This window comes from Bifidobacterium sp. wkB344 (genome assembly GCF_003688305.1).
Lineage (GTDB): Bacteria > Actinomycetota > Actinomycetes > Actinomycetales > Bifidobacteriaceae > Bombiscardovia > Bombiscardovia mizhiensis.
Window position 1 is genome coordinate 118,760 of the sequence record NZ_NPOQ01000016.1, and the last position, 22,378, is coordinate 141,137.

17 protein-coding genes are annotated in these 22,378 nt (G+C 62.3%); 13 read left to right on the forward strand and 4 right to left on the reverse strand.

The window, feature by feature from the left end; genetic code table 11:
* Positions 1-7 precede the first annotated feature (7 nt).
* Positions 8-1,483 (reverse strand): DUF349 domain-containing protein, encoded by a 1,476-nt coding sequence (locus CI601_RS05060; RefSeq protein ID WP_121914561.1) that lies wholly within the window; start codon positions 1,481-1,483, stop codon positions 8-10.
* Between the two features lie 84 nt (positions 1,484-1,567).
* On the opposite strand from CI601_RS05060, the gene hisS reads away from it, so the two are divergent.
* The 7 genes from hisS (at position 1,568) to CI601_RS05095 (ending at position 11,196) form a co-directional block, all read left to right on the forward strand.
* Entirely contained in the window at positions 1,568-2,953 is a 1,386-nt protein-coding gene (gene hisS / locus CI601_RS05065) for a histidine--tRNA ligase (RefSeq protein WP_121914562.1), read from the forward strand.
* A 39-nt stretch (positions 2,954-2,992) separates the two neighbouring features.
* Positions 2,993-4,795 carry an aspartate--tRNA ligase gene (aspS, locus tag CI601_RS05070; RefSeq protein ID WP_024627822.1) on the forward strand — a complete coding sequence of 601 codons (1,803 nt, stop codon included), beginning with the start codon at positions 2,993-2,995 and terminating at the stop codon, positions 4,793-4,795.
* 184 nt (positions 4,796-4,979) lie between these two features.
* Positions 4,980-5,795, forward strand: a complete 816-nt coding sequence (locus CI601_RS05075; protein ID WP_310886179.1) for an amino acid ABC transporter ATP-binding protein — start codon at positions 4,980-4,982, stop codon at positions 5,793-5,795.
* 43 nt (positions 5,796-5,838) lie between these two features.
* Positions 5,839-6,669: a glutamate ABC transporter substrate-binding protein gene (locus tag CI601_RS05080; RefSeq protein ID WP_183129789.1), complete on the forward strand. Its 831-nt coding sequence runs from the start codon at positions 5,839-5,841 to the stop codon at positions 6,667-6,669.
* 1 nt (position 6,670) lies between these two features.
* On the forward strand, positions 6,671-7,348 hold the full coding sequence (locus CI601_RS05085) for an amino acid ABC transporter permease (protein ID WP_024627819.1): 678 nt from the start codon (positions 6,671-6,673) through the stop codon (positions 7,346-7,348).
* A gap of 6 nt (positions 7,349-7,354) precedes the next feature.
* A complete protein-coding gene (locus CI601_RS05090; RefSeq protein ID WP_121914563.1) occupies positions 7,355-8,518 on the forward strand; it encodes an amino acid ABC transporter permease in 1,164 nt (387 codons plus the stop codon).
* Positions 8,519-8,592: 74 nt separating this feature from the next.
* Positions 8,593-11,196, forward strand: a complete 2,604-nt coding sequence (locus CI601_RS05095; RefSeq protein ID WP_121914806.1) for an RNA helicase — start codon at positions 8,593-8,595, stop codon at positions 11,194-11,196.
* An 11-nt stretch (positions 11,197-11,207) separates the two neighbouring features.
* On the opposite strand, the gene CI601_RS05100 is transcribed toward CI601_RS05095, so the two are convergent.
* Both CI601_RS05100 and CI601_RS05105 read right to left on the reverse strand, forming a co-directional pair.
* Positions 11,208-11,933 (reverse strand): amino acid ABC transporter ATP-binding protein, encoded by a 726-nt coding sequence (locus CI601_RS05100; protein WP_147437942.1) that lies wholly within the window; start codon positions 11,931-11,933, stop codon positions 11,208-11,210.
* An 86-nt stretch (positions 11,934-12,019) separates the two neighbouring features.
* A complete protein-coding gene (locus CI601_RS05105) occupies positions 12,020-13,534 on the reverse strand; it encodes an ABC transporter substrate-binding protein/permease (RefSeq protein WP_259465328.1) in 1,515 nt (504 codons plus the stop codon).
* Positions 13,535-13,786: 252 nt separating this feature from the next.
* Between CI601_RS05105 and CI601_RS05110 the strand changes: the two genes are divergently transcribed.
* Positions 13,787-15,181: a replication-associated recombination protein A gene (locus tag CI601_RS05110; RefSeq protein WP_121914565.1), complete on the forward strand. Its 1,395-nt coding sequence runs from the start codon at positions 13,787-13,789 to the stop codon at positions 15,179-15,181.
* A gap of 181 nt (positions 15,182-15,362) precedes the next feature.
* Positions 15,363-16,760, forward strand: a complete 1,398-nt coding sequence (locus tag CI601_RS05115) for an MFS transporter (RefSeq protein ID WP_121914566.1) — start codon at positions 15,363-15,365, stop codon at positions 16,758-16,760.
* 16 nt (positions 16,761-16,776) lie between these two features.
* Here the strand turns inward: CI601_RS05115 and CI601_RS05120 are convergent, their stop codons facing one another.
* On the reverse strand, positions 16,777-17,217 hold the full coding sequence (locus CI601_RS05120) for a MarR family winged helix-turn-helix transcriptional regulator (protein WP_101432224.1): 441 nt from the start codon (positions 17,215-17,217) through the stop codon (positions 16,777-16,779).
* 329 nt (positions 17,218-17,546) lie between these two features.
* Here CI601_RS05120 and CI601_RS05125 point away from each other — a divergent pair, with 329 nt between their 5' ends.
* The 4 genes from CI601_RS05125 (at position 17,547) to CI601_RS05140 (ending at position 22,335) form a co-directional block, all read left to right on the forward strand.
* Entirely contained in the window at positions 17,547-18,125 is a 579-nt protein-coding gene (locus tag CI601_RS05125) for a haloacid dehalogenase-like hydrolase (RefSeq protein ID WP_121914567.1), read from the forward strand.
* 174 nt (positions 18,126-18,299) lie between these two features.
* Entirely contained in the window at positions 18,300-18,959 is a 660-nt protein-coding gene (locus CI601_RS05130; RefSeq protein ID WP_121914808.1) for a response regulator transcription factor, read from the forward strand.
* On the forward strand, positions 18,956-20,590 hold the full coding sequence (mtrB, locus tag CI601_RS05135; protein WP_051354177.1) for an MtrAB system histidine kinase MtrB: 1,635 nt from the start codon (positions 18,956-18,958) through the stop codon (positions 20,588-20,590). Before CI601_RS05130 ends, mtrB begins: the two co-directional genes overlap by 4 nt.
* Entirely contained in the window at positions 20,587-22,335 is a 1,749-nt protein-coding gene (locus CI601_RS05140) for an LpqB family beta-propeller domain-containing protein (protein ID WP_121914568.1), read from the forward strand. The genes mtrB and CI601_RS05140 overlap by 4 nt, the downstream gene beginning before the upstream one ends.
* The last annotated feature ends 43 nt before the right edge of the window (positions 22,336-22,378 follow it).

The window sequence follows — 22,378 nt, forward strand, 5'->3', positions numbered from 1 at the left end:
GATGCGATCAGCGCACGGCGTTCATCCACTGCTCCTTGGTGGCCTTTTCGGCCTCAAGCTCCTGCTTCTTTGCCGGATCCTGCTCGGCGGCGATCCGACGGTCCAGGTCCTCAAGCTGGGCGGCCAGCTGCTGCTCGAAGCTGGAGACGCGGGCATCGGCCTCGGGATCCGACTGGTTCCAGGCCGCATCCTCCACGGCCTTGATCTGCCGATCTACGGCATCCATCCTGCCCTCGATCCGGCGCACGTCGTCACGGGGGACAAAGCCGATGCCGTCCCATTCCTCCTGGATCTTGGCCAGCTCCTGCCGGGCCTGCTTGGCGGCCTTGGCATCCTTGACGGGCAGCAGAGCCTCGGCCTTGGCCACTAGGGCTTCTTTCTTGGTCAGGTTCTCGCGCTCGTTGACCGAGGTCTTGTCCCGGTCTGCCTGACGGGCGTTGAAGAAGACATCCGCGGCCTGACGGAACCGGGCCCAGAGGGCATCGTCATCCTGACGTCCTGCCCGTCCGGCCTGCTTCCAACGGTCCATAAGTTCGTTGAACTGGTGGGAGGTGGGTCCCCAGTCGGTGGAGTCCTTGATCTGGTCGGCCTCGGCGATGATCTCCTCTTTGATCCGCTTGGTCTCTGACCGTTGGGCATCACGCTGCTGGGCCCACTTGCGGCGGGCCTGGTTGAAGGTGGTGCGGGCGGAGGAGAAGCGCTTCCAGAGCGCGTCCGCGTCGGCCTTGTCGATGCGGATGGTGGTGCGCTGGTGGTGCTGCCACTGCTCGAAGAGGGAACGGAACTTGTCCGCTGTGGAACGCCAGTTAGTGGAGTCGCCCAAGGAGGCAGCCAGATCTTCGGCCTTCTCCACGATGGCGGTCCGCTCCTTGATGGCCTTGGCCATGGCGTCCTTGCGTGCCTGCGCCAGCTCGGCCTTGCGTGCCTGCCCCTGTTCGGCCAACTTGTCCAACTGCGTGCGGAGGGCTGCGAGGTCGCCGACGGCCTCGGGCTGGCTGGTCTCCTCCTTGAGCGAGGTTATAGACTCGTCAATCTCGTGGGCCTTGATCTTAGGGCTGCGCAGCCTGGAGGCGAAGAGATTCAGCTTCTCCTTGAGATCCAGGTAGCGACGGGCGTAGAGGTTCAGGGCCTCCTTGGCATCAGCGTTGGGGAACTGGCCCACCTGGCGCTCCTGGTCGCCCTCGCGGACGAAGACGTTGCCCTGCTCGTCCACCCGGCCGAAGGATTCGGCCTTGTCGATCTCCTCCTGGCTGTAGGTGGGAGCGGCCGGAGCGGCCTTGACATGAGGGGCCTTGTGGGCCAAAGCCGCAGGGGAGGGGACTGCCTTGGGCTTTGCCGGCTTAGGCTCAGCCGGTACCGGTGCGCTCTGGGTCTGTTCGGCTTCGGGTGTCGTGGCAGCGGCGACCTGGCCCGCCGCATCCGCGGTGTGCTCCTCCTGCGGTGTCGAGGTGTTCTCGGGTGTGATGGCGGTGTTGTCGGCCATGGCCAGCTCCTTAGGCTTGTGTGTTGGAGAGATCGCAAAATATGGCAGTACCATTTTCCTTGACCTCCTATAGTATAGGTTCTTATGGCAAAAGGCACATCTCTATCCGGTTTCCCTGAATGGCTTCCTTCACAACGAGTGGTGGAGCAGCGCATTATCGACACGCTCCGCAAGGTCTTCGAGTTGAACGGCTACATCGGCATTGAGACCCGGGCCGTCGAAGAGGGTTCCAGCCTGCTCAAGAAGGGGGAGACCAGCAAGGAGATCTACCTGCTCTCCCGGCTGCAGGATCTTGGGCAGGAAAAGGATGTGCCGGTGGAGCGTCGGCTGGGCCTGCATTTTGACCTGACCGTGCCGCTGAGCCGTTACGTGGTGGAACACAGCAACGACTTGACCTTCCCCTTCAAGCGCTGGCAGATTCAAAAGGTCTGGCGGGGGGAGCGCCCCCAGGAGGGACGGTTCAGGGAGTTCGTCCAGGCTGATATTGATGTGATCGGCAACGGGGAGCTGCCTGACCACTACGAGGTCGAGGTGCCCCTGGTCATGCTGAGCGCCCTGGAGGAGCTGCGGGCCTTCGGACTGCCCAAGCCCACCGTGCATGCCAACAACCGCAAGCTTTCCGAGGGATTCTACCGGGGTCTGGGCCTGGAGGATGTCGAGGGCGTGCTGCGCGAGATCGACAAGCTGGACAAGATCGGCCCTGACGAGGTGGCCAGCCTGCTGGTCAGTGAGTGCGGTGCCAACCAGGACCAGGCCAGAGCCTGCCTGGATCTGGCCGAGCTGACTGCCGACGATGGCGGGCAGCTGCGCCAGCGGTTCGACGCCCTGGTCGACAAGGTTGGCATCGACAAGCAGTCTTCTTCATACTCCTTGGCCATTGAGGGGCTGGAGACGCTGGCCATGATCATCGACGAGGCTGCACGCATCCGGCCGGGCTCTGTCATCGCCGATCTGAAGATCGCCCGCGGCTTGGACTACTACACTGGCTCTGTTTATGAGACTTTCCTTGAGGGGGCGCAATCCCTGGGATCCATCTGCTCCGGTGGTCGTTACGACAACCTGGCCAGCCAGGGCAATCGCACCTACCCGGGTGTGGGGCTGTCCATCGGGCTTTCGCGCCTGCTCTCCTACCTACTGGCCCAGGGGGTCCAGGCCTCTCGGGTCTCCCCGGCTGCGGTCATGGTCGCTGTCTGGGACGAGGAGGATCGCACCGTCAGCAACCACATCGCCCAGGATCTGCGTGCCAGGGGGATCGCCGCTGACGTGGCACCCACCGCAGCCAAGATCGGCAAGCAGATCCGCTATGCCGACCACTTGGGCATCCCCTATGTCTGGTTCCCCGCCAAGGAGGGCCAGCAGGAGGGTGACCAGGTCAAGAACATCATTACCGGCGAACAGATTCCGGCTGAACTGGTGTCGTGGACGCCGGATAGCCTGTATGCCCGGCAGAGTGTGGAATACCAGGCCTGACGCAGGGGCAGGCCGAGCATTATGGAGGTACAGGAAAGCATGGGCCAGTCGGCTTACAGAACGAGCTACGCCACGGATGTCACTGAAGATATGGTCGGTCGCCAGGTCACGGTGGCCGGGTGGGTGGATCGCCGCCGGGATCACGGAGGCGTGGCCTTTATTGACCTGCGTGACCGCTCCGGTCTGGTGCAGATCGTCATCTATGACGAGGAAGAGGCCCGGCCCCTGCGCAGCGAGTACGTGATCCAGGTCACCGGCAAGGTTCGCGAACGTCCCGAGGGCAATGACAACGAGCACCTGTCCACCGGGCACATCGAGATCGTGGCCGACAAGATCGAGGTTCTGGCCAAGTCGGCCGCCCTGCCCTTCCAGGTGTCCACAGCCCTGGAGAACGAGGCCGAGAACAAGCTGCCCGGCGAGGATGTGCGGCTGCGCTACCGTTATCTGGATCTGCGCCGCCCCTCCATGCAGCGCAACATCCGTCTGAGGGCCGCCATGAACCGTGCCGCCCGTGCCGCCCTGGACAAGATGGACTTCTGCGAGATCGAGACGCCAACCCTGATCAAGTCCACGCCCGAGGGTGCCCGCGACTTCCTGGTGCCGGCCCGCCTGGTTCCCGGATCCTGGTATGCCCTGCCGCAGTCCCCCCAGCTGCTCAAGCAGCTGCTGATGGTGGGCGGCTTCGAGCGTTACTACCAGATCGCCCGCTGCTACCGCGACGAGGACTTCCGCGCCGACAGGCAGCCCGAGTTCACCCAGCTGGACATCGAGATGAGCTTCGCCTCCCAGGAGGACGTCATGGCCATGGCCGAGCAGGTCATTGCCGAGGTCTGGAAGGCTGCAGGATTCGAGGTCACCCTGCCCATCCCCAGGATCAGCTGGCAGGAGGCCATGGACAAGTACGGCTCCGACAAGCCTGACCTGCGCTTCGGCAACCCCATCGTCGAACTGACCGACTACTTTAAGGACACCCCCTTCAGGGTCTTCCAGGCCCCCTACGTGGGCGCCGTGGTCTATCAGGGTGCGGCCAACCTGCCCCGCAGGCAGTTCGATGCCTGGCAGGAATGGGCCCGCCAGCGGGGTGCCAAGGGTCTGGCTTACGTCCAGTTCACCGGCGAGGGCACCCTCAAGGGCCCCGTGGCCAAGAACCTGTCTGATGCCGAGCGTCAGGGCCTCAAGGAGGCTGTTGGGGCCTCGGATGGCGATGCCGTCTTCTTTGCAGCCGGACCACGCGAGGCCTCGCAGACCCTGCTGGGTGCGGCCCGTGTGGAGATCGCCCGCCGCCAGGGGTTGCTCAAACCCGACGAATTCGCTCTGACCTGGGTGGTGGACTTCCCGCTCTTCAAGCCCACCGACGACCCGGATGACGACGATGTGGCCGTGGGCCATTCCAAGTGGACCTCCATGCATCACCCCTTCACCATGCCCTCGGCCGACTGGATCGACCGCTTCGACAAGGATCCCGAGCACGCCATGAGCGACTCCTACGACATCGTCTGCAACGGCGAGGAAATGGGTGGCGGTTCGGTGCGTATCCACCGCGACGACATCCAGGACCGAATCTTCAAGGTGCTGGGTATCGGCCCCGAGGAGGCCCAGGAGAAGTTCGGCTTCCTGCTGGATGCCTTCAAGTACGGCGCTCCGCCCCACGCGGGCATCGCCTTCGGCTGGGACAGGACCGCCCAGATCCTGACGGGAGCCGACTCCATCCGCGATGTCATCGCCTTCCCCAAGTCCGGTGGCGGCCAGGATCCCATGACCGGTGCTCCTGCGCCCATTTCCGACCAGCAACGCGCCGAGACCGGCGTGGACTGGGAGCCGGATCAGGAGGATGCCGACTGAGCGCACTTGGTCACTGATCGACGAGAGACTATAAGGGCTGGAATCCTGCGGGAGACCGGCCCTTATTGTTTCTGCCCTTCTATGCATTGGTGGATCAATCGGTCGCGCTTGGCCAGGGGCTCCGCTGTTCATGAGAACCGTTTCTATGGCCGTTCTGCAACAAAGGATGAGTAAACTGCCCAATATGAGCGAAACAACCAAACAGCCGTTGGAGCGGATTCTGCCGGAGAAACCGGCCTCGGATCGCCCCGTCAAGGACAAGTCCGGGCCGCTGGTCGAGCTGGCCCACGTCGAGAAACATGTTGGCAGCCTGCACGTCCTCAAGGACATCAACCTGCAGGTCGACACCGGCGAGGTGCTGGTGGTGGTCGGCCCCTCAGGTTCCGGCAAGTCCACCATGTGCCGAACCATCAATCGCCTGGAGTCCATCGACTCCGGTGTCATCAGGATCGAGGGGGAGCCCCTACCCCAGGAGGGACGCGACCTGGCTCGGCTCAGGGCCGAGGTGGGCATGGTCTTCCAGTCCTTCAACCTCTTCGCCAACAAGACCATCCTGGAGAACATGACCCTGGCGCCCATCAAGGTGCGCCACATGCCCAAGAAGGATGCCGAGGACCTGGCCATGGACCTCCTGGCCCGTGTGGGCGTGGAATCCCAGGCCTCCAAGATGCCCTCCCAGCTCTCCGGTGGCCAGCAGCAGCGTGTAGCCATCGCCCGTGCCCTGGCCATGCAGCCCAAGATCATGCTCTTCGACGAGCCCACATCAGCGCTGGACCCGGAGATGGTCAACGAGGTGCTGGATGTCATGATCCAACTGGCCCAGGAGGGCATGACCATGATCTGCGTGACCCATGAGATGGGCTTTGCCCGTCAGGCGGCCGACCATATCGTCTTCATGGCCGACGGGCGGATCCTGGAAAAGGACGACCCCGACGACTTCTTCGACCACCCCAAGACTCAGCGGGCCGCCGACTTCCTGTCCAAGATTCTGACCCACTGAAGCAGGAGGGAAGCGTATCCGCATGAATGCAAGCATGCATGGCATGGGCCGGCCGTTGAAACGGCTGGCCAGGAATCTGACCGCAATCCTGTGCGCACTGGGTTGCCTGGTCTCTCTGGCGGCTTGCGGCTCCGACAAGGAGGCAGGCAAGATCCGGGTGGGCATCAAGTTCGACCAGCCTGGTCTGGGCTTCAAGAAGGCCGGGACCTATGTGGGCTTCGACGTGGACGTGGCCACCTACATCGCCGATAAGCTTGGGTACAGCGCCGACGACATCGTCTGGAAGGAGGCCCCCTCCAAGCAGCGGGAGGCCATGCTCCAGAATGGTGACGTGGACATGATCCTGGCCTCCTACTCCATAACGGATGAACGCAAGCGGGCGGTCTCCTTCGCCGGACCATACATCGTGGCCGGCCAGGACCTGCTGGTGCGCAAGGAGGACCATCAGATCCGCGGCCCCGAGGACCTCAACGGCAAGCGTCTGTGCTCGGTGACCGGATCCACCTCGGCCGTTACTGTCAAGAAAAAGTTTGCCAAGGAGGTCCAGCTGATGGAGCAGCCCGGCTATGCCGAATGCGCCACGGCCCTTTTCTCCGGCATCGTCGATGCGGTCACCACTGACGACATCATCCTGGCAGGGCTGGCCTCCGCCTCCCGTGGAAGACTGCGGTTGGTGGGCAAACCCTTCACCCAGGAGTACTACGGCGTAGGCAGCAAGAAGGGTAATACCAAGCTGGCCCACAAGATCAACGCGGCCCTGGCCGACATGGAGGCCAACGGCTCCTGGCAGCGGGCGCTGGAGAACAACACCCGGGGCACCCACTACAAACCCGATCCGCGATTCAACCCGCCTAAGCCAACGGAAGGAGAGTGAGATGTCAACCATCATCGAACTGTTTTCCGACTACGACATCCCGGCGGCCTTCTGGGTCAACATCCAGCTGACCCTCTGGTCGGCCCTCTTCTCGCTGATTCTGGGCATCATCCTGGTGATCATGCGCATCTCGCCCATCTCCTCCCTGAGGGCCGTCGGTCGAGGGTATGTGGAGTTCTTCCAGAACATGCCTCTGACCATCATCATGGTCTTCATGGTCCTGGGGGCCTTCGCCCAGTTGAAGATCAGCTTCTCGCCGGAATTCTCCGTCAACTTCTTCTGGCTGGCGGTGACGGGCCTGTCCCTGTACACGGCGGCCTTCGTCTGCGAGTCCCTGCGCTCGGGCATCAACACGGTGCCCTTGGGTCAGGCCGAGGCGGCCCGTGCCCTGGGGCTGAGCTTCTTCCAGTCGGCCTCGCAGATCATTCTGCCCCAGGCCTTCCGCGGGTCGGTGGCGCCCCTGGGCAACACCTTCATCGCCCTGCTGAAGAATTCCACCGTGGCTGCAGCCGCTTCCGTGGCTTCCGAGAGCTCCTCCCTGATGAGCGAGATGATCGAGTTCCACGCCAACGCTATTGTGGCCATCTTCCTGATTTTCGCCCTGGGATACGTGATTCTGGTTCTGCCCATCGGAGCCTTGACCACGTACCTGTCCAACAAGCTGGCAGTGAGGAGGTGAGCGGCCATGGCACAGGACAATGAGAGCTCGCTGCTCTTCGATCAACCCGGTCCCAAGGGCCGGCGCACCATACGAATAGCCAACTGGATAGCCGCCGTCATCTTCGCCATCGTGGTCATCCTGGTGCTGATGAGGCTGCACAACCCTCCGGACGGTGAGAACCAGCTGAGCTGGGAGCTCTGGCGCCCGGCCCTGGACTACGAAGCCTGGTCGGACTTCTACCTGCCCGGGCTCTGGCTGACCATCAAGGCCTCGGTTGTTGCCGTGATAGGCTCGGTCATCTTTGGGTTCGTCTTCGGCATCGGCCGTCTGCTGCCCAACGGGCTGGTAAGGGCAGTCTCAGGTGTCATAGTGGAGTTCTGCCGGGCCGTCCCGGTGCTGATGATGATGATCTTCTTCTGGCGCTGGTTCGCCTTTGCCGGAATCAGCCAGGCCTCCTACTGGGCCGTCGTGCTGGGCCTGATCCTCTACAACGGCTCCGTGGTGGCTGAACTGATTCGTTCTGGCGTGGGCAACCTGCCCAATGGTCAGCGCGAGGCCTCTCTGGCCCTGGGGTTGACCAGGACCCAGTCCCTGATGCAGATTGAGGTTCCCCAGGCCGTCTATGCCATGTTGCCGGCGGCCGTGACCCAGCTGGTCGTGGTTCTCAAGGATACGGCTCTGGGCTCCATCATCATGTACACGGATCTGCTGCAGGAGTCCCGTCGCCTGGGCTCCATGTACTTCAACATCCTGCAGACCCTGGTGGTGGCCTCGGTGGTCTACTTCTTCGTCTGCTTCCTGCTGTCCCACTTCGCCCGCTGGCTGCCCAAGAAGATGCAGGAGCGCACCGCCGCCCCCGCCGACTTCGTGGAGCCGGCCGCGCCTGTGGCCATCATGGATCCCTCCAACGTCAACCAGATAGCCGTGGCCAAGGAGGTGGACGAGGACCGGTACGGCGGTGCGCCGCTGCAGTACCACGCCCACCACCGTGGGTCCAACGCCTCCATTCAGCACTGGAGGAAGACCCGCTACATCCAGGGCTATGACAGGACCCAGCCCGACACGCTGGTCGATCCGCATAAGGCGAGCCTGGAGATTCCGGACTTCCTCAAGCCTGGACGCGGCGGCCGCTCCGACGGCGATCAGAAGGACGAGGGCAAGAAGCAAGAGGGCAAAGACCAGGACTGACCGGTCCTCAGCTCCCATGATTCCAAGCCAGTCTCCGGCCGGACTTGTGTGCCTGGCCGGATAGACTGGTGGACATGGTCCAAGAACATGCTGATTCCTCAACCGCCTCAACCGGCCAGCCTCCATCCCTAGGTGACCTGGTTCCCGAGGCGGGAGGCCCTCGCAACCTGACCGAGGATCAGATCTACGACCGCTTCTTCTCCTGGGTGGCTTCCCGGGGCATCACCCCCTGGCCGCATCAGGAGGAGGCCGTCCTCTCCTTGGTTTCAGGCGACCATGTGATTCTGTCGACGCCGACCGGCTCGGGCAAGTCCATGGTGGCCCTGGCTATGCATTTCATCGCCCTATGCACCGGACGGCGCTCCTACTACACGGCCCCCATCAAGGCCCTGGTCTCAGAGAAATTCTTCGACCTGGTTTCGGTTCTGGGCCGCGACCGTGTTGGCATGATCACCGGCGACACCCACATCAACACGGATGCCCCGGTCATCTGCTGCACGGCCGAAATCCTGGCCAACCAGGCCTTGAGGGAGGGTCGCCATGCCGACATCGGGTGTGTGGCCATGGATGAGTTCCACTATTACGGGGACCCGGACCGAGGCTGGGCCTGGCAGGTGCCCCTGCTGACCCTTCCCGATGTGCAGTTCCTACTCATGTCGGCCACCCTTGGCGACGTGGATCAGATCGCCCAGGACCTCGAACGCAAAACCGGGGTGGGTGTGGACATCGTCGCCGATGCCCCCCGACCGGTGCCACTGGATTACCGTTACGTGGATACCCCCCTGCCTAGCACCGTGGAGTCCCTGCTGGCCGATGGGGATTCACCGGTCTATATCGTTCATTTCTCCCAGGATGCCGCCCTGGAGACGGCCCAGGCACTGTCCAGCACGGGGGTCTCCGACCGAGGCCAGCGCGACCGGATCAAGGAGGCCATGGCCGGCACCCGCTTCACCACGGCTTTCGGCAAGATTCTGCAGCGGCTGCTGCGCACCGGGGTCGGGGTCCATCATGCAGGTATGCTGCCACGATACCGGCGCCTGGTGGAGCAGCTGGCTCAGGATGGCCTTCTGCCGGTCATCTGTGGCACAGATACCCTGGGGGTCGGCATCAACGTGCCCATTCACACCGTCCTGCTGACCGGACTGACCAAGTTCGACGGCTACAAGATGCGCCGTCTGCGGGCCCGAGAATTCCACCAGATTGCCGGTAGGGCCGGGCGCATGGGCTTCGACACCAGCGGACTGGTCGTGGCTGAGGCACCTGAATACGAGATAGAGAACGCCAGGGCCGTGGCCAAGGCGGGCAACGACCCCAAGAAGCTCAAGCGGATCAAACGCAAGAAGCCCCAGGAGGGGTTCGTCACCTGGGGCAAGGGAACCTTCGACAAGCTGATTGAGGCCCGTCCCGAGACCCTGACGCCGCACCTGAAGATCACCCACGCCATGGTGCTCAACGAGGTCGACCAGGGCGGGGATGCCAGGAGGCGGGTGGAGGACCTGATCGAGGACTCCCGTCAGACCCCGCAGCAGAAGGAGCATCTGCAGGACCGGGCTGACGAGATCTTCCAGACCCTGACCGATACGGGGGTCATCGAAACCGAACGGAACCCGGACGGCGGCCTGGACTACTTCACGACCGTGGACCTGCCCGAGGATTTCGCCCTGGACCAGCCTCTTTCGCCCTTCCTGCTGGCTGCCCTGGAACTGCTGGATCCCGAGGATCCTGACTATGACATGAATCTGCTCTCCATGGTCGAGGCCACACTGGAGGATCCCCGGCAGATACTCAAGGCCCAGCAGCGGCAGGCCCGAGATGCGGCTATCCAGCAGATGAAGGAGGATGGCCTGGAATATGAGGAACGGATGGAGCGCCTGCAGGAGGTGACCTGGCCCAAGCCCCTGGAAGAGCTGCTAGGGGAGGCCTTCGACCGCTACCGCCGGGACGTTCCCTGGGCCAACGACTATGAGATCCATCCCAAATCCGTGCTGCGGGACATGATCGAGACGGCCTCGGACTTCAACGGCTACATCGCCCGCTACGGAATATCCCGGTCGGAGGGGACCCTGCTGCGATACCTGTCCGATGCCTATCGGGCTTTGAGCAGGACGGTTCCCGAAGAGTTCATGGATGAGCGGCTGGAGGACATCCTGGCCTGGCTGGGACTGATCGTGCGCTCGGTGGACTCCAGCCTGGTGGATGAGTGGGAGGCCGCAGGCAGGGCTGAAAATGGCGAAGTCCCGAGTGGGCTAGATGCCGCCCCGCCCAAGGTGGAAAACCAGGTGGTGGCGGACCGGCGGGGGCTGACCCTGCTGGTGCGCAACGCCATGTTCCAACGGGTGGAGCTGGTGGCCGCCGACCGCCCGGAGGCCCTGGCCGACCTGGATGCAGACTGGGGATACGGTCTGCGGGCCTGGAGCGACGCGCTGGACGACCTCTACGAGGACCATGAGCAGATCCTGACCGATGCCCAGGCCCGGTCCTCGGACTTCTTCAGCCTGGATGACCGGGACGAGCGTCAGGGGCACACCTGGCGGGTCCAGCAGATCTTCGACGATGTCGAGGGCGAACGCGACTGGGGCATCGCCGGCATCGTGGACCTGGATGCCACCCAGGAGAGCGGTCAGGTGGTCTTCAAGGAATACCGGGTGGGTCCCATCGAGGAGTTGATGGAGCTCTAGGCCGGGGTCTTTTACAGGACCTTGGAGAGGAAGGACTGCAGCCGAGGGCTCTGCGGGTGGCCGAAGATCTGCTCGGGCGTGCCCTCCTCCTCAATGATCCCGGCATCGGTGAAGATCACCCTGGAGGAGACCTCCCGGGCGAAGGCCATCTCGTGGGTGACCAGAATCATGGTCATGCCCCCCTCGGCCAGGGAGCGGATGACTTGGAGCACGTCGCCCACCATCTCCGGATCCAGGGCCGAGGTGGCCTCATCGAAGAGCATGATGTCGGGATGCATGGCCAGTGCCCGGGCGATGGCGACACGCTGCTGCTGCCCACCCGACAGATCCGTGGGTCGTGCGTCCGCCTTCTCCTGCAGACCTACGGTCTCCAGCAGGTCCAGGGCCTGCTGCCGGGCGTCCTCCTTGGGTGTCTTGTGCAGCATATGGGGGGCCAGCATGATGTTGTCGGCCACGCTCATGTTGGGGAAGAGGTTGAAGTGCTGGAAGACCATGCCCACGTGCTCGCGCAGCTTGTCAATGTTGGTCTTTGGATCGGAAATATCGATTCCATAGACGCTGATAGTGCCCGAGGTCGGCATCTCCAGGGCGTTGATGCAGCGCAACAGGGTGGACTTGCCCGCGCCCGAGGGGCCGATGATGGAGATGACCTCGCCTGGCTTGACCTCCATGTCGATCCCCTTGAGGACCTCAGTGTCGCCGTAGCGCTTGTGCAGGTCGCGGATGGATACGGCCATCTGGGACTTTCCCTGGCTGAGGTGACTTTGGTTCTGACGGATGCGACGTGTCAGTCGTCCGGTGTCCATGTCCGGGTCCTCGAAGTTCATCGATGCAGCCTCCTATCGAGCATATTGGCCATCCAGGTCAGGGCGCTGATGGCGACGAAGTAGATGACGCCCACCATGAAGAGGGTCTCGGTCACGCGGAAGTTGGCCGCGTAGATCTGCTGGGCCTGGTAGAGCAGTTCGCCGAAGCCGATGGCCAGCAGCAGGGAGGAATCCTTGAGCATGATGACCAGCTGGTTGATGATGGAGGGCGTGGCGATTCTTACGGCCTGGGGCAGGATGACCCGGCGTAGGGCCATGCGACGTGTCAGGCCCAGGCTGCGGGCCCCCTCCATCTGCCCAACGTCCACCGAGTCGATGGCCCCGCGCACGATCTCGACCAGATAGGCTCCGGAGTTCAAAGACAGGGTCAGCGCGCCGGCCAGCCAGATGCTGATGCGGTGGCCGATCAGCTGGGGGACGCCCAGGTAGAAGAAGAAGGCCCAGACCAGGACGGGTGTGCCCCTGAAGACCGCCACGTAGATGCGGGCAATCCAGGACAAAATACGGTTGGGGCTGATTCGCCACAGTCCCAGGATGATGCCGATAGCCAGGGCGATGACGAAGGATATGGCCGTGATGGCCAGGGTGTTGCGCAGGCCCAGCATCAGGGAGGGGAAGGCCTGACGGACCAGCTCGAAGAATCCTGGCCGGGAGGCGGAGTCATTCTTGCTGGAATGGCTGCTGCCCACATAGGATTCGACCAGTTTCTTATAGCTGCCGTCGGCCTTCATCTTGGCCAGACCCTCGTTGAAGGCGGCCACAAACACCTTGTTCTCGCCCTTGCGGACGGCCGCCCCGTAGGAGGCGCCGGGCTCCTTCTTGGTCACGGTCTTCAGCCCGTTGCCCTGGGCGATGCCGTCGGCCAGGACCGGGTAGTCGTCAATGACCGCTTGTGCGTTGCCGGACTTGACCATCTCGTACATGGTGGAGGACTGGTCCACCGCCTTGACGTTAAAGCCGTACTGGGCCGCCCGCTGCTTGGCGAAAGCCTCGCCCTCGCTGCCGGTCTTGACGGCCACCACGCTGCCTCGCAGATCCTTGTAGCTGTGGATCTGCTCGTTATCCTTGGCAATGGCCATTTGTACGCCGGAGTCGAAATAGGGGTCGGTGAAGTCGTAGACCTGCTTGCGCTGGTCGGTGATGGTCATGCCGGCTATGACCACATCGGCTTGCTGGGAGTTCAAGGCCTGCAGGGCGGCGTTGAATCCCAGGGATTGGATCTGCACCGAGAAGCCCTCGATGTCGGCGATCTTGCGGATCAGATCCATGTCGATGCCGACCAGCTTGCCGGAGGAGTCGCGGAACTCGAAGGGGGCAAAGGTTGTGTCGGTGGCGACGCGGAAGGTGCGTCCGTGGACCGCCTGTGCGGCGGGTGAGTCCTGGGCCGCCTGCGCCGGGGTGGCCAAGGGGGCGACGATCAGGGCTGAGAGCCCCAGGATCAGGGCAAGCAGGCCCATGGCCCACCTGCCCGGACCGGATGTCCATCCCTGGCGAACATGCTTGGCGATCACTGGCGATTCTCCTTATTGTTCCGACCTGTGCCGGTCCCGGTTTTCATGGGTCTTCCTGAAGATATTCAGGCGGATGACCAGTAAACTGTACACACACCGGGTTTCCGGAGCCCAACTACGCGCTGGGCGATACGGCTATAGGGCTATATGGGTTCCCAGTCTAGCGCGTTCGTCCTGCTGTTTGTGGTAGACGCAGGCCTATGCTGGTGAGGTCGGGGAGCCATAGGGGCTCCGAGGAATGAGGTAGTGCAGATGGTTGATGATCTCTTCCAGGCGGCGGATCCCCCCGAGGAGCACACCCTGCCTCTGGCGGTCAGGATGCGGCCCAGGAGCCTGGACGAGGTGGTCGGCCAGGACAAGGTCACGGCTCCGGGAACCCCCTTGGAACGGCTGGCCCGGTCGGATCCGAACAACCGTCTGACGGCTCCCAGCTCGGTCATTCTTTTCGGCCCTCCTGGGGTGGGCAAGACCACCCTGGCCTACATCGTGGCCCGACAGTCCGGGCGGCATTTCGAGGAGCTTTCGGCCGTCACCTCGGGTGTCAAGGAGGTGCGGCAGGTCCTCGCCCAGGCCCGGGAGCGACTGGTCAGCCAGGGTCAGGAGACGGTCCTTTTCATCGATGAGGTCCACCGCTTTTCCAAGTCCCAGCAGGATGCCCTGTTGCCCAGCGTAGAGAACCGGGATGTGACCTTTATCGCAGCCACCACGGAGAATCCAAGCTTTTCGGTCATTGCGCCTTTGCTGTCGCGTTCGGTGGTGGTCAAGCTGGAGGCCCTGGACGACCAGGACCTGGCCAAGCTGATCCGCCGGGCCGTCAAGGATCAGCGAGGGCTCAAGGATCAGGTACGGCTGGATCCAGCGGCTTTAGACCAGATCGTGCGTTTTGCCGGGGGCGACGCCCGTCGTGCTCTGACCATTCTGGAGGCTGCGGCCGGGGCCGTCACCGAGGATGGGCCTCGTGCCAAGGGGGCGCGTCGGCCGCTGATCAATGCCAAGGTGGTCTCCTCGGTCATGGACGTGGCCGCTGTCCGCTATGACAAGAAGGGCGACGATCACTACGACGTAGCCTCAGCCTTCATCAAGTCCATGCGGGGATCTGACGTGGACGCAGCCCTGCACTACCTGGCTCGGATGATCCGGGCAGGTGAAGACCCGCGCTTCATCGCTCGACGGATCATGATCGCCTCCGCCGAGGAGGTGGGCATGGCCTCTCCGGAGGTGCTGGAGATCACGGTTGCGGCAGCTCAGGCCGTGGCCATGGTGGGCATGCCAGAGGCCCGGCTGATCCTGGCCGAGGCAGTCATCGCCGTGGCCACTGCACCCAAGTCCAACGCCTCCTACCTGGCCATCAACCAAGCCCTGGAGGATGTGGACGCCGGGCATATCGGCCAGGTGCCCCTCCATTTGCGCAACGCTCCCACCAAACTGATGAAGGCCTGGGGCAACCATGAAGGCTACCAGTATGCGCACGATGCGCCGGGTGCAGTGGCCCCGCAGCAGTACATGCCGGACGAACTGGTCGGACGACGCTACTATCACCCCAACGATCGGGGCTATGAGCGTCAGCTGGGTCCTCGCCTGGAGGCCATCAGGGCCATCCTGGACAGGGCCGCCGGGCCGGAGGGAAACGCCGGGTCTGGGCAATGACCGTCCAGACTCCTATACTGGTCACCCAATAGACGTTGAGCAGCCACACAATGACCGAAACGCCGCAGGGTTCAGGCCTTCCATATTGACGGTCGCCATGCTCCCACAAGGAGCCTGTCGCTGTCGGCAGGTCTGGCATGGACGCATGGGGCATGCCTCATGCACGGGCGCGAGGGTGACGATGTCGACAGCGGTCATTGACAATGCAGACATATCCGAACAATCCAAAGGTCTCGGCGTGGCCGAGGACGACCTGGCGGTCCGCGAGATTACCCGGCGAGTAGACAATGCTCGTGAATCGGCTACTTTTTACAAGATCGTGGCCCTGGTGGCCGCGGGAATGCTCATGGACAGCATTGATGTCTATGTGGGCAGCGCTGTAGCCAGTTCAGCCTTGAGCACCGGATGGTCCACGGTCGCCCAGAACTCCCTCTTCCTGTCGGCTGGCTTCCTGGGGCTCCTGGTGGGCTCGTTGCTGGCCGGATTCATCGGAGACCTGCGGGGGCGCAAGACCGCCTATCAGATCAACCTGCTGCTCTTCGGCGGCTTTACCCTGCTGGGCGCTCTGGCCCCGAACATGGCCATCCTCTCGGTCTGCCGGTTGGGGGCTGGCCTGGGGCTGGGCGCCGAAATCGTCACCGGATTCTCCATGGTCAACGAATTCGCTCCCATCAAGCATCGCGGCCGTTGGAGCGCCATTGTCTCACTGGTGGCCAACACCGGAGTGCCCCTGGCCATGCTTCTGTGCGCCTGGATCATTCCGCGCTGGTCCTGGCGGCCGCTCTTCGTGGGCATTGGTCTGGCAGCGGCGTTGATCTGGTACCTGCGGCGTGACATCCCTGAGTCCCCTCGCTGGCTGGCTCTGCATGGGCGGATGGACGAGGCTGTCCAGGTGGTCGAGCTTCTGGAAGCCGGTAATGGCCGGGGAGGGTCAAGATCCGGTTCTGCCAGCGGTTCCGCACTTGATGGAAGGAACGAGGGTGGCGAGCCATCCGCCAAGGCCTCGGGTAGCGTTGTTCGCGGCCTGATTGTGGCCACCGTGGCGGTCTCGGCCACCAATGTCTGCTCCTATGCCTTCACCTCCTGGGTGCCCACCATCCTGCTCAAGCGGGGCATAAATCTGAGCGGGTCCCTGTGGATCAGCACCCTGATGATGCTGGGCGCCCCCTTGGGCTGCCTGATCGGATCCCTGCTTCTGGACCGGATCGGCCGCAAGCGGATCATTGTCACAGCCTTCCTGCTGACGGCGGTCTTCGGGCTGCTCTACGCTGCGCAGACCAGCCAGGTCACGGCCATTCTGGTAGGCATCATGCTCATGGCCAGCCTCTACGTTCTCATGTCTTCGGTGGTGGCCGTCTATGCGCCCGAGCTCTTCCCGACCACGGTCCGCTTCCGTTGTGTGGGCATTGCCAATGCCGTTGCCAAGCTCTGCAATGTGCTCATGCCCGTGCTGATCGGTGCCATGCTCAGCCAATGGGGGAGCACCTCAATCTTCGTCACCATCAGCCTGGTGGCCCTGGCCTCCATGCTGGTCGTGGGCCTGATGGGTTGGGAGACCTCAGGCCGTTCGGTGGGCTGATTCTCAGTATCCGGGATCAGAGCTGATTGGCCAGCAGCCGGTTGTAGACGCAGCGCAGCTCGGTCTGGAAGGTCTCAGGGTCGATATCGGGATTCTGCTTGAACAGATCCGTCCACCAGTTGTTGACCGACCTGATCCGTTTGCGCGCTATGTCTGCGCCCGACCTGGTCAGGGCGATGATATTGACCCGGTGATCGGCGGGGTTCTGTTCACGGCTGACCAGGCCCTGGGCCTTCAAAGCCTTGAGATCCCTGGCCAGCAAGCTGGGGTCTACGCATAGATCCCGGGCGATCTGACGCTGGCTGAGGCCTGGATGATCATAGAGATATACGATCAAATCACCTTGAGTGCCCCGTAAGGTGGAGTCGCCTGTATACCGGCTGGTGTCGTTGCGTGCATGCCGGTAGATTCCGGCTATGCAGCTGCTCAGGTTGTGGTAGTGGCTCTTCTTCAACATCGCTGCTGCCCCCTAGCTGATAAGGAAGATCACAGAGTTCGGCGGACATGATTGTCCGCATGGACCCCTTCGGCGCCGTTCCCCTTCCAGGCCTATTTTCGACAAGTCCCTAGCCTTGGCCCTATATGAACAACGCATTTTTCATCATATCAATACCGTCGACACCATGGGGATGATCCACGATCAGGACAGGGACTGCCCATTCGCGAGGCTGTTCGGGTCAGCATCTGGCGGAACAGGATCCATGGAAGTCGGGGACTATCACCGTCATTGCTCCACGGTATGCTAAGATGTTCGCTTTTTAGTGCTGAGATCTGGAAAGGACTGGCATGCGGGTACTGGACTTCGACGGCACCATCTACGATGGCGAGAGCCTGCTTGACTTCTACCTGTTCACTGCCCGCAAGGATCCGCGGGTGCTGCACTACCTGCCGATTGCCCTCTTCTACGCCGTCCGCTACCGTCTGGGCCGGGTCACCCTGGAGCAGCTGGACTCGGCCATGCGTCGGGTGGGATCGCGCTACCTGCGCCGGCTGACCTCGCGTCCCGGCTTTGACATGGACCGGTTGGTCAACCAATTCTGGGATGCCAACATGCACAAGATCATGGATTGGTACACGCCCCAGGCTGACGACGTGGTGGTGACTGCCTCCTTCGATTTGGTGGCGGGGGAGGCTTGCCGCCGACTGGGCATCACCCGCTGCATCGGCTCCACCCTGGATTTGGAATCCCTGACCGTGGGCTACCTCAACTTTGGGCCTGACAAACCCCTGCACTTTCAGCAGATTCTGGGTCAGAAGACGGCCATCGACGCCTTTTACACCGATTCGGCCTTCGACCTGCCCATGATCGATCTGGCGCGGCGAGCCTACATGGTGGAGCATGGCCGGGTTCGCCGCATCAAGTAGGTCAACCCCGCCAATTGCCGCCTAGCTCCGTCGGCGGGTTCAGCCCCGACCAACCCTGCTATCGTTCTGCATAGAAGCAAGTGAGCATAATGGCATGCTGAGAACGAGGGAGGGCTTCTTGTGAAAGAGCCGGCCACGATACTGATTGTCGACGATGACAAGGATCTGGGCGAGATGTTGTCGATAGTGTTACAGACAAAGTCCTACAGGCCAGTGACCTGCACGGATGGGTCCAGGGCAGTGGAGATATTCCCTACAGTGGAACCTGATCTGGTGCTGCTGGACATCATGTTGCCCGGCATGGATGGGATTGGCATCGCCCGTTGGATCAGATCCAGATCCAATGTCCCCATCATCATGCTGACGGCCAAGTCCGATACCAAGAACATCGTCGAGGGTCTGGAGGCCGGAGCCGATGATTATGTGGTCAAGCCCTTCAGCACTGACGAGCTCCTGGCCAGGATCCATGCCCGCCTCCGCCCGGTCTCGGTCCGCGCTACACAAAACGGGCAGGGGTTGCCGGCCATCATTCACGGCCTGATAGAAATCAATCGGCAGAAACACACTGCGATCAAGCGGGGCATTCAGCTTTCCCTGACCCCGACCGAGTTCGAGCTGCTCTATGTGCTGGCATCACACCCAGGAGAGGTGCTTAGTCGGGCAGAGCTGTTGCGAAAGGTCTGGGACTATCAGGACATGGGCGACACCCGCCTGGTCAACGTCCACGTGCAGCGTCTCAGGCAGAAAATCGAAGACGATCCCGAAAACCCAAGAATCATCGAGACGGTTCGGGGAATCGGTTACAAGTATGCGGCTGAGCAGCCAGGATCATGAGCACCCGCACCAGGCCCAAGGGCGCGTCCACAGTCGGGAAGTCCCTGCGCAGACTCCGCAGAGCGGTCGGGAGCTCTTTGCAGGTACGTATGGTCCTTCTGGCGACGGTTTCGGCGCTTTTGATCGGCATCGTCTTCATGACAGCATCCCTGTATTCGGTCAGGACCTCCCTCTTGAACCAGGTTCTGCGACAGGCACAGGCCGACTTTGCTGCCGAGCTGAACAGGGCTCAGGGGGGACTTGACTCAGCAGACATCTCCGACGACGAGGGGAGCTATCAAAAGCTGGTGGTCAATATGGCAGCCAATGTTCAGAATGAGGGGGCCCCTAACATGGTTGGGGTCTTCATCTGGCCAGATGACTCCACAGCCCGCAGATTCGTCCCCGTATCGACGGCCCCGGGGGACAGCGACCTGATCACTCCGGAAATCAGGAATGCCGTCGTCTCCAATGGCAGCCACTCCTACTCGCAGATGATCAATACGGCCGACAAGGGCCAGTACCCGGTCCCGGGCATCGTCATGGGGTCCATGTTGAGGCCGGCCACCACCGGAGGGATCGAGTTCTACGCCATCTACTCCTTTGCGGACCAGCAGCGCTCCGTTCTCTCCGTGCAGATGGCCCTTCTCGCGGTCAGCGTGGTGACCAGCGTGGTGATGGGGATCATCGTGTTCCTGGCCCTTCACTCGGTCATCCGTCCGGTGACCAAGGTGGCAGGTGCCGCCAAGGGATTGGCCCAAGGGGAGTCGGATGTCCGGGTCACCGAGGACCGAACCGATGAGCTGGGCACCCTGCAGCGTTCCTTCAACGTGATGGCTGATTCCATCAATGAAAAGATCGGTCAGCTGGAGGAGGCCGAAGCCTACCAACGCAGGTTCGTTTCGGACGTCAGCCATGAGCTGCGAACCCCGGTCACCACCATCCGCATGGCCACGGACCTGCTTTTCCAGAGTCGGGACGACCTGGATCCAAACAAGCGCAGGACCGTGGAATTGCTGGACAAACAGGTGTCGCGCTTCGCCAGCATGCTTGAGGATCTTCTCGAAATATCCAGGTACGAGGCCGGTCAGACATCGCTGAATCCGGACCTGTGCGATGCCTGCGATCTGGTTCGCAAGGTGGTGCAGCAGGTCGCCCAGATAGCCGGGACCAAGGGGGTTGCAGTGAATGCGCTCCTTCCCGACCACAAGGTGATGATCACCGTCGATGCCAACCGCTGTACTTCGATTCTGCGCAACCTGGTCAACAATGCCATCGATTTCGCTGAGGACGGGCCGGTGCAGCTGCGGCTGGCCGTCTCGGAGCAAGCCGTGGTATTCAGTGTGCGCGACTGGGGAACCGGCATTGCGCCCGAAGACCTGACTCATATATTCGAACGGTTCTGGCGGGCCGATCCGTCACGGTCTCGGTTGACGGGCGGTACAGGTCTGGGGCTGTCGATAGCTCTGGACAATACCAATCTCATGCATGGGCTGCTCCAGGTGCGCTCGCAGATCGGGCAGGGGACCTGGTTCCTGCTGACCCTGCCCAGGGATGTCTCCGAGCAACTGGATCAGGGCAGTGCGCCGGTTCGATTTCAGCCTGGCCAGGGTCTGGATGTGGAAGGCTCCTTTGAAGAGGCTGCATCATGAGGTTTTTCAGATCCTTCCGTTGGCCAAGAGCCCTTCGCTCTGTGCGGATGCTGGGCCTGTGTGCCGCCATGGTGGTTGCCCTGGTCGCCGGAGGTTGCTCCATTCCATTCGGACTGCCTACTTCCGGGTCGGTTCGTCAGCTCAGTCCCGTCGAGAATCAGCCCCATCGGGTCTTTTCCTCCCCGGAGGGTCCTGTGGACGGAGCCGGACCTGAGAGCATCGTCAAGGGCTTCCTGGCGGCTCTGCCTACCGGCCTTCAAAGCGATGGCTTTGCTGTCGCCAAGTCCTACATGACCAAGCGGGCCTTTGCGGGATGGGACTTCAATGCATCCGTCTCGATCTACAAGGGTTCCCCTGTCTATGACCGCGTGGATGACGAGGGCAGCGGGAAGAGGACCGCCCTGGACCTGACTACCGAGTGCATCGGCTCCTTGGACGCCCATGGCATATTCTCCGTCACCGAGCAGGACTGCGGCTCAGGGTACAGGACCGAACGGTTTGAGCTTGCTAAGGTTCGCGGTCAATGGCGGATCAGCAAGGCCCCGGCGGGGATAGTAATCTCTTCGGATGATTTCATGCAGGTCTACCGTCAGGTCGTCATCTATCAGTTCCCCTTGGCCAAGGGTGTGCCGGTTCCTGACAACCGGTGGTTCGGCTGGCGCAACTGGAGGACCCTGGCCCTGAAGGAACTGCTGAAGGGCCCTCCGGCTTGGCTACGGGATTCCGTGACGAACTTCAATACCGCCAAGGTCTCCCTGGCGGTCGACGCGGTGCAGCAGGTCAAGGGAAGCATGGAAATCAAAGTCAGCAGCTCCTTCGCCTCCCTGAGCAACGAGAACAGGGCCATGCTGGTCCATCAGATGCGGATGCTCTTGGGCGACGGCAATGGCGAGTTTGATCTGCGCGTGATCGATGCGTCAGGGATTGATTACTCCCATGCGGATGATGATCTGACCCTGGCCTCAGGGCAGACTTCCAATCGCATCTACAGTCTGGGCAGCAGCGGGGTGGTAGGTTTCAACTCCTCGAACCTGATCAGGGTCGGACAACCCCCCGTCTTTCATGAGCCCAAGGGGCTGGTCTTTTCCTCCAATGGCGGAGCGCTGCTGTCCGATCATGGCCCGGTGACCTGTCTGAAGCCTGATGCTTCATCCTGCGGGAAACTGTTTGCCGACACGCCCATTGCCGCCATAACCGGCAGTCTGACCGATGAGATCTGGGCGGTCAGGCAGAGCGATTCCGCCATCCTGGTCGATACAGGCAAGCCGGACGCCCTGGAATTCACCCTGCCCTGGCTGCATGGGCGGCGTGTGGTTGCGCTGGCTCTGGCGCCTGAGGGGCAGCGTCTGTGCCTGGTGCTCGATGACGGCTCGCAGGGTATGAACACCCTGGTCATGCTGGGTATTGTCCGAGGCGAGAATCAGCGGCCCAAGGGCTTGAGCGACCAGATCCAGGTCATCGCCCGACATCGGGACATCAGGGCCTTAACCTTCTACAACGACAACACCCTGGTCTACAAGGATGGCGACATGGATGCGGGCGGCCATTCCCAGATCGCCCCCGGCCCGGAGACTGTCCAGCATCTACCGGCAGGAACCACAGGCTTGGCTGCAGGGCAGGTCAATCAGATGCAGAGCCTGATCGCCCTGGACCGTTCGGGCATTGTCCATTGCTTGTCCGGAGCCTTGGAGGGCATGTGGTACATCATTGATTCCCAGGTGGATACGGTTACCAGCGGCAGGTAACGAACATAAGGATGCGCGGTATCGACTGCGGATCGACTGTGGC